This is a genomic window from Cellulomonas hominis (assembly GCF_005239125.1).
GTDB lineage: Bacteria > Actinomycetota > Actinomycetes > Actinomycetales > Cellulomonadaceae > Cellulomonas > Cellulomonas hominis_A.
In genome coordinates, this window is the sequence record NZ_SZYE01000209.1 from 1 (window position 1) to 6,060 (window position 6,060).

Below are 6,060 nucleotides of genomic sequence, written 5' to 3' on the forward strand. Positions count from 1 at the left end.
CCGCCCCGGCGCGCGCGTCCGCACTGGTCGCGGCGCCCGGGCGCGCGCGCGTGCGTCCGCGGACCCGCTGCGCCGAGATCGGTGCTCCCACCCGAGATCGGTCGTCGCACGCACCGATCTCGGCGCGAGGCACCGATCTCGGCACCGGGTGCCGTGCGCCCCGGCGTCTCGGCGCCGGGTGCCGTGCGCCCCGGCGCCGCGTCCCAGGGCGCGGACGGGTCCCGTCCGGCCGCCGGATGGCGCCCGCGCGCGGCGGCGCAGCCGATAGCGTCGGGACGACGGCGACGACGGTGCGAGAGGGACGGTGCGGCGTGACCGGCCAGCAGTTCGAGATCGGCCACGACGGGCCCACCGCCGTGGTCGTGGGCGTGGACGGCTCCGACCCGTCGCTGCGCGCGGCCGCGTACGCCGTGGGCGTGTGCCGCCGGCAGGGTGGCCGCCTCGTGGTCGTCTACGTGCGCGAGCCCGGGGGCGGCGTGGCGTCGCTGATGGACACGACCGGCGCGGCGAGCGTCGCCGTCGCCGAGCACCAGGACGCCGTGGAGCGCGCGCTCCGGGACCCCCGGGCGCTCGCCGACGCCCGCGGCGTGCCCGTCCAGATCGTGGTCCGCACGGGCGACCCGTACCAGGTGCTGTCCGCGGTGGCCCACGAGGTGCGGGCGGACAGCCTCGTGGTCGGGTCGTCGGCGAGCATCGGGCACCGGATCGCGGGCTCGCTCGCCGTGCGGCTGGTGCGCAACGCGCGCTGGCCGGTCACGGTCGTGCCCTGACGGGCCGGTCGCGGGGCCGTGCCGGTCAGGCCGCCGACGCCCCCGGCACCGCCCGCAGCAGCCCCGCCTCCAGCGCCACCGCGGTGTCGAGCGTGACGTACCCGCGCTCGGCGAAGAAGACCGTGACCCGGTCCTCCTCGACCACGGACACCTGCCCGGGGCCCCACTCCGCGTGCTCGACGGCCTGACCCGGCCGCAGCGGCGCGTCCTCGACCTCGACCGACGTCCCGGCGTCGCAGGAGTCGCACGCCCCGCACGGGCGCGGGTGCTTCTCCCCCAGCAGCTCGAGCAGGAGCCGGCGGCGGCAGTCGGTGGTGTCGGCGTACGCCCGCACGACCTCGACCCGCGACCGCTCGACGGCCCGGCGCTCCTCCTGCCGCTCGGCCGCCGCCCGGTAGGCCGCCTGCGCCGACATCCCCGTCGCGGCGAGCGCGCCGCCCTCCTCGCGCCGCACCGCGCCGGTGTCCAGCAGCACGCCCAGCGCCCGGGAGACCGTCCGTGCGGCGAGCCCGCTCGCGTGCGACAGCGCACGCTGGTCCTCCGCCGCGCCGGGCGCGTCGCGCACCGCTGCCAGGACCGCCGCGAGGGTGCCCTGCCGGGGGACGCCGCCGGAGCGCAGGTACTGGTTGAGGCCGATGTCGTCGGGCCGGCTCACCAGGACCGCCCGGGCGGGCCCGCCGTCGCGCCCGGCGCGCCCGACCTCCTGGTAGTACGCGTCGAGGGACGTGGGCGGTCCGGCGTGCACGACGAACCGCACGTCCGCCCGGTCCACGCCCATGCCGAAGGCGCTGGTGGCCACGACGAGGTCCTGCTCACCGGACAGGAACGCCCGCTCGACGCGGGCGCGCTCCTGCCCGGGCAGCCCCGCGTGGTAGCCGCGGGCGGCGAGGCCGGCACGCCCCAGCGCCTCGACCAGCTCCTCGACGTGCGACCGGGTGCGCGCGTACACGAGCCCGGCGCCGCCGGGGTCGTCCGCCAGCTCCCGCACCACCGCCACGACCCGGTCGTCGCGCTCCCGCGGCGTGGACGCGTGGTGCGCCCCGAGCCAGATGTTCGGGCGGTCGGCGTCGTGGACCAGCACGCGGGCGTCGACCATGCCCAGCCGCTCGACGATCTCCTCCCGGACCTGCGGCGACGCCGTCGCGGTGAGCGCGAGCACCCGTGGCCGGCCGAGCCGCTCGACGGTGCCCGCCACGTGCACGTAGTCCGGCCGGAAGTCGTGGCCCCACTCGCTGACGCAGTGCGCCTCGTCCACGACGACGAGGCCCACCGGCGCCCGGTCCAGCGCGTCGGCGACGGCGCGGCGCACCAGCTGCTCCGGCCCCAGCACGAGCACGTCGAGGTCGCCGGCCGCCGCGCGGTCCAGCGCCGCCGCCTGCGCCCGGGCGCCCCGGGCCGAGCTCACCGACTCGGCGCGCAGGCCCGCCTCGCGCAGCCCGGCGACCTGGTCCCGCTGGAGCGCGAGCAGCGGCGAGACGACGACGGTCAGCTGCCCGCTCAGCAGCGTCGCGATCGCGTACACGGCGGTCTTGCCCGCCCCCGACCGCGCCACGAGCAGCGTGTCCCGGTCCCGCAGCCCGTCGAGCGCGTCCCGCTGGGCCGCGCGCAGCTCGGCGCCCTCCCCGAGCACCCGGCGCACCGCGGCGTCCAGGTCCGGCGCACCCGCCCCGGACCCGTCGTCGGTCGACCGCGTCACAGCGTGCGGGCTCGGTTCAGGCCGAGGAAGAACGCCCCGCCGCTGCACAGGATGCCGACGGTGAACAGCCAGATCTCCGCGGTGTCGACCGCGAGGCCCATCAGGTACAGCCCGCCCACGAACAGCACGAAGCAGAACAGGAACAGCAGCACCCGCGCCGGCGGGGGCGGCGGGGGCTGCTCCTCGGACGCGCGGACGCGCTCGAGGTAGTCGTCGTCGGTCGTGCTGCGGTCGGACACCGGGGCCTCCGTGGTCGTGCGGCGCTCAGCGGCGCGGCTGGGCGGGGTTGGTCGGGACGCCGTGGGACGGCGGGTTCTGGGGCGGGCCCGCGGTCTCGGGCGACGCGGCGCTGCCGCCGGCGGGTGCCGGGGCGGCCTCCGCGGCCGGCGCGGCTGCGTCGCCGCCCGAGGGCCGCTGGCCCTCCGCGAGGTCGAGCAGCCGGTGGTCGAGGATCTGGATCACCGCGACCCGGTTCGCGTGCGCCTCCTCGTAGCGGCGCAGCACGTCGATCTCGTCCGCCTCCAGGCTGCGGATGCGGTGGCCGAGCGAGCCGATCGGCAGGTGGTCGTAGTCCGGCACGGGCAGGTCCTCGCGACGCACGTCGTCGTCGGTCATCCGTCCTCCCGGGGTCCTGGCGGCGCCGGGTGCGCCGACCTCCGTCGACGCTAGGCCGGGCCGCCGGGGCCTGCCACCGGAGCGCCGGTCGCCCTACGATCGACGCCGGCGCGTCCCCCGCGCCCCGCCGACCGAGGGAGGCCCCGTGCCCGTACCCGCACCGGGCCCGACCGTCATCGACGAGCGGTTCGGCACCGCGCCGGAGGCCCGCGGCTGGACGCTCGCGTACCTGCCCGCCTGGAGCTCACGGAGCGCCGCCGCGGCCGCGGCCCGCACCAGCGCGGAGGGCCTGCACCTGACGATCCCCCCGGACCACCCGGTCTGGTGCCCCGGCGACCACGAGCCGCCGCTGCGCGTCTCGGCGGCGCAGAGCGGCTCCTGGTCGGGGCCGGTGGGCAGCACCCGCGGGCAGCAGCCGTTCCGGCCCGGGCAGACGGTCCGCGAGGAGCAGCCGCCCCGGTGGGCCTGCACCCCGCGGTCCGGCCGGGTCGAGGTGACCTGCCGGGCGACGATCGGGCCCGGGTCGATGTTCTCCGCCTGGCTGGTCGGGGTCGAGGACGTGCCCGAGCGCAGCGGCGAGCTCTGCCTCGTGGAGGTGTTCGGCGACACGCTCGGCACCGGGCCCGGCGGTGCGCTGACCGCCGCGCTCGGCTCCGGCGTGCACCCGTTCCGGGACCGGCGGCTGCGCGAAGAGTTCTCGGCGCCCCGGACGACGGTCGACGTCGCCGGGTGGCACACGTACGCCGTGGACTGGCGTCCGGGGCGCGCGGTCTTCGCGCTCGACGGCGTGGTCACCCGGGAGCTCGCGCAGGCACCGGACTACCCGCTGCAGCTGATGCTCGGCGTCTTCGACTTCCCCGAGCAGCCGCACGGCCCCGGGTCGCCCGCGGTGCCGGAGCTGGTGGTGCGGCGGGTGCGGATCACGCCCGGCTGAGCCCGTACGGCCTCGGCCTCAGGCCCCGGGGTCCGGGCGTCCGCCGTCGCGCGGCTTCGTGAACCCCGCGTGCACCGCCGCCTTCGCGCGGTCGGGCAGCACCGCCGCCGCGGCGGTCTGCAGCCGGGCCTTGAGCGAGCGCACCTCGACCTTGTCCCTGCCCGCCATGAGCGCCTCGAACGCCTGGTCCGCGACGTCCGCCGGGTCGTCCTTCGGCCCGCGGCCGACCGCGGTCTGCTCCATCCCGGCGCGCGCGAAGAACTCGGTGTCGGTCGGCCCCGGCAGCAGGGTCGTGATGGTGACGCCGGTGTCGGCGAGCTCGTGGTGCAGCGCCTCGCCGAAGGACTGCACGAACGACTTCGACGCCGCGTAGGTGGCGTACCAGGGCCCGGGCATGAGCGCCGCGGTCGAGGCCGTGAGCAGCACCCGGCCGGCGCCGCGCTGCACCATCGCCGGCACCAGGGCCTTCGCGAGCCGCACGGTGCCGACGACGTTCAGGCCGATGACGGCCAGGTCCCCGTCGAGCGGCGTCTCCACGAACGGGCCGCCCGCCCCCCGTCCCGCGTTCAGCGCCAGGACGTCCACCGGCCGGCCGGTGGCGCGCACGGCCGACACCAGCTCCGCGACGCCGTCGGCGGTGGCGAGGTCCGCGTGCACCGGGCGCACGGCGTGCCCCGCGGCGGTGAGCGCGTCCGCGGCGAGGGAGATCTGCGGCTCGTCGGCGGCGACGACCAGGTCGAACCCCTCGGCGGCGAACCGCCGGGCCAGCTCCAGCCCGATCCCGCTCGACGCCCCGGTGACGACCGCCAGCGGGCGGGTCGTGGTCTGCTCGGTCATGGTCGGGCCTCCCGTCGGCTGCGCGCGGGCGGCGCGGCCGCGCCCGCCCGTCGGACGCTAGGTCGGCCGCGCGGGGGCCGCCACCCGGAGGCCGGAGCAAGGGCCGGGAAGGCCGGACGGGGCGGGCGCCGTTGCCCTGTCCCGTCCGACGGAGGTGAGGCCCTGCACGCGACGCTAGCAGCGTGACGCGCGCCACACCAGGGTCGCCGCGCTTCTTGACGCGCCCGCCCGCCGGTGCTCCACTCGGAGGGTCCGCACCCTGGACGACGGAGTCGAGATGGCCGCCCGCCCACACCCGTCAGCCACCCGACCGGTCGGGTGACCACCGTGGCGCGCGCGCTGGTCCTCGTGGGCGTGGCCCGCACCGGCGGCCGGTTCCCGCAGCTGCCGGCGGTGCCCGGCGCCGTGGCCGCCGTGCGTGCCTGGGCGGCCGAGCAGCGCGTCCCGGACGACCTGGTGCTCGCGTTCACCGACGACGACGGGACCCCGGTCACCTCGGGCGCCGTGCTGGCGGGCGTGCGCGGCCTCGTGGACCGCGGCGACGTCGACCAGCTCGTCGTCTACTTCAGCGGCCACGGCATCAACACCGGGAACGCCGAGTTCTGGCTGCTGACCGGCGCGCCCGAGGACGGCAGCCAGGCCGTCAACGTGTCCCTCACGTCCTGGTTCGCCGAGCGGCTGCCGGTGAAGCACGTCGTGCTCGTCTCGGACGCCTGCCGCACCGCTGCGAGCACCGTCCAGGAGCTGAGCGTGCAGGGGGTCGCGCTGGTACCCAACCTGCCGCCGCGCGGGCCCGCCGCCGCGGTCGACGTGTTCTACGCCTGCGCGCTCGGCGACCCGGCGTACGAGGTGAAGGACCCCGCCGCGTCCGGCGCCGCCTACCAGGCGCTGTTCACCTCGGCGCTGGTCGGGGCGCTGCGCGGCGACCACCCGGGGATCGTGACGCCGGCACCCGAGGCGGGGTCCGGGCTCGTGCAGCCCTGGCCGCTCAAGCGGGCGCTGCCCGGGCTGGTCGCCGAGCGGCTCACCGCCGCCCACGCGCCGCTCGACCTCGCCCAGACCCCCGACGCCCGGCTGTCGTCCGACCCGGTGGACGCCTGGCTGTCCCGGCTCGAGCCCTGGCCGCTCGCGGCGCCCACGCCGGAGCCACCCGCGGCGGCCGTCCCCGCCGCCCCGGCGGGCGGCGCGCCGGTGCCGGCGGTGCGCGC

General features: G+C 78.2%; 7 protein-coding genes. 3 read left to right on the forward strand and 4 right to left on the reverse strand.

Translation table 11 applies throughout. The annotated features are described in order from the left end of the window. Positions 1-311: 311 nt before the first annotated feature. A complete protein-coding gene (locus tag FA014_RS17165) occupies positions 312-770 on the forward strand; it encodes a universal stress protein (RefSeq protein WP_230323319.1) in 459 nt (152 codons plus the stop codon). Between the two features lie 25 nt (positions 771-795). Here the strand turns inward: FA014_RS17165 and FA014_RS17170 are convergent, their stop codons facing one another. From FA014_RS17170 to FA014_RS17180, 3 genes are read right to left on the reverse strand one after another with little or no spacing between them, the layout of a single operon-like run. After that, positions 796-2,466: a RecQ family ATP-dependent DNA helicase gene (locus FA014_RS17170; protein ID WP_154730855.1), complete on the reverse strand. Its 1,671-nt coding sequence runs from the start codon at positions 2,464-2,466 to the stop codon at positions 796-798. After that, a complete protein-coding gene (locus FA014_RS17175; RefSeq protein WP_154730856.1) occupies positions 2,463-2,705 on the reverse strand; it encodes a hypothetical protein in 243 nt (80 codons plus the stop codon). The genes FA014_RS17170 and FA014_RS17175 overlap by 4 nt, the downstream gene beginning before the upstream one ends. Positions 2,706-2,730: 25 nt before the next feature. Continuing rightward, on the reverse strand, positions 2,731-3,081 hold the full coding sequence (locus FA014_RS17180; protein WP_154730857.1) for a hypothetical protein: 351 nt from the start codon (positions 3,079-3,081) through the stop codon (positions 2,731-2,733). 145 nt (positions 3,082-3,226) lie between these two features. Here FA014_RS17180 and FA014_RS17185 point away from each other — a divergent pair, with 145 nt between their 5' ends. Further along, positions 3,227-4,015, forward strand: a complete 789-nt coding sequence (locus FA014_RS17185) for a glycoside hydrolase family 16 protein (RefSeq protein ID WP_230323321.1) — start codon at positions 3,227-3,229, stop codon at positions 4,013-4,015. Positions 4,016-4,033: 18 nt separating this feature from the next. On the opposite strand, the gene FA014_RS17190 is transcribed toward FA014_RS17185, so the two are convergent. Continuing rightward, positions 4,034-4,852, reverse strand: coding sequence for an SDR family NAD(P)-dependent oxidoreductase (locus tag FA014_RS17190; RefSeq protein ID WP_154730858.1), 819 nt, complete (start codon positions 4,850-4,852; stop codon positions 4,034-4,036). Between the two features lie 327 nt (positions 4,853-5,179). Between FA014_RS17190 and FA014_RS17195 the strand changes: the two genes are divergently transcribed. After that, positions 5,180-6,060, forward strand: an 881-nt coding sequence (locus FA014_RS17195) for a caspase family protein (protein ID WP_195969341.1), incomplete at its 3' end; no start/stop codon positions are given.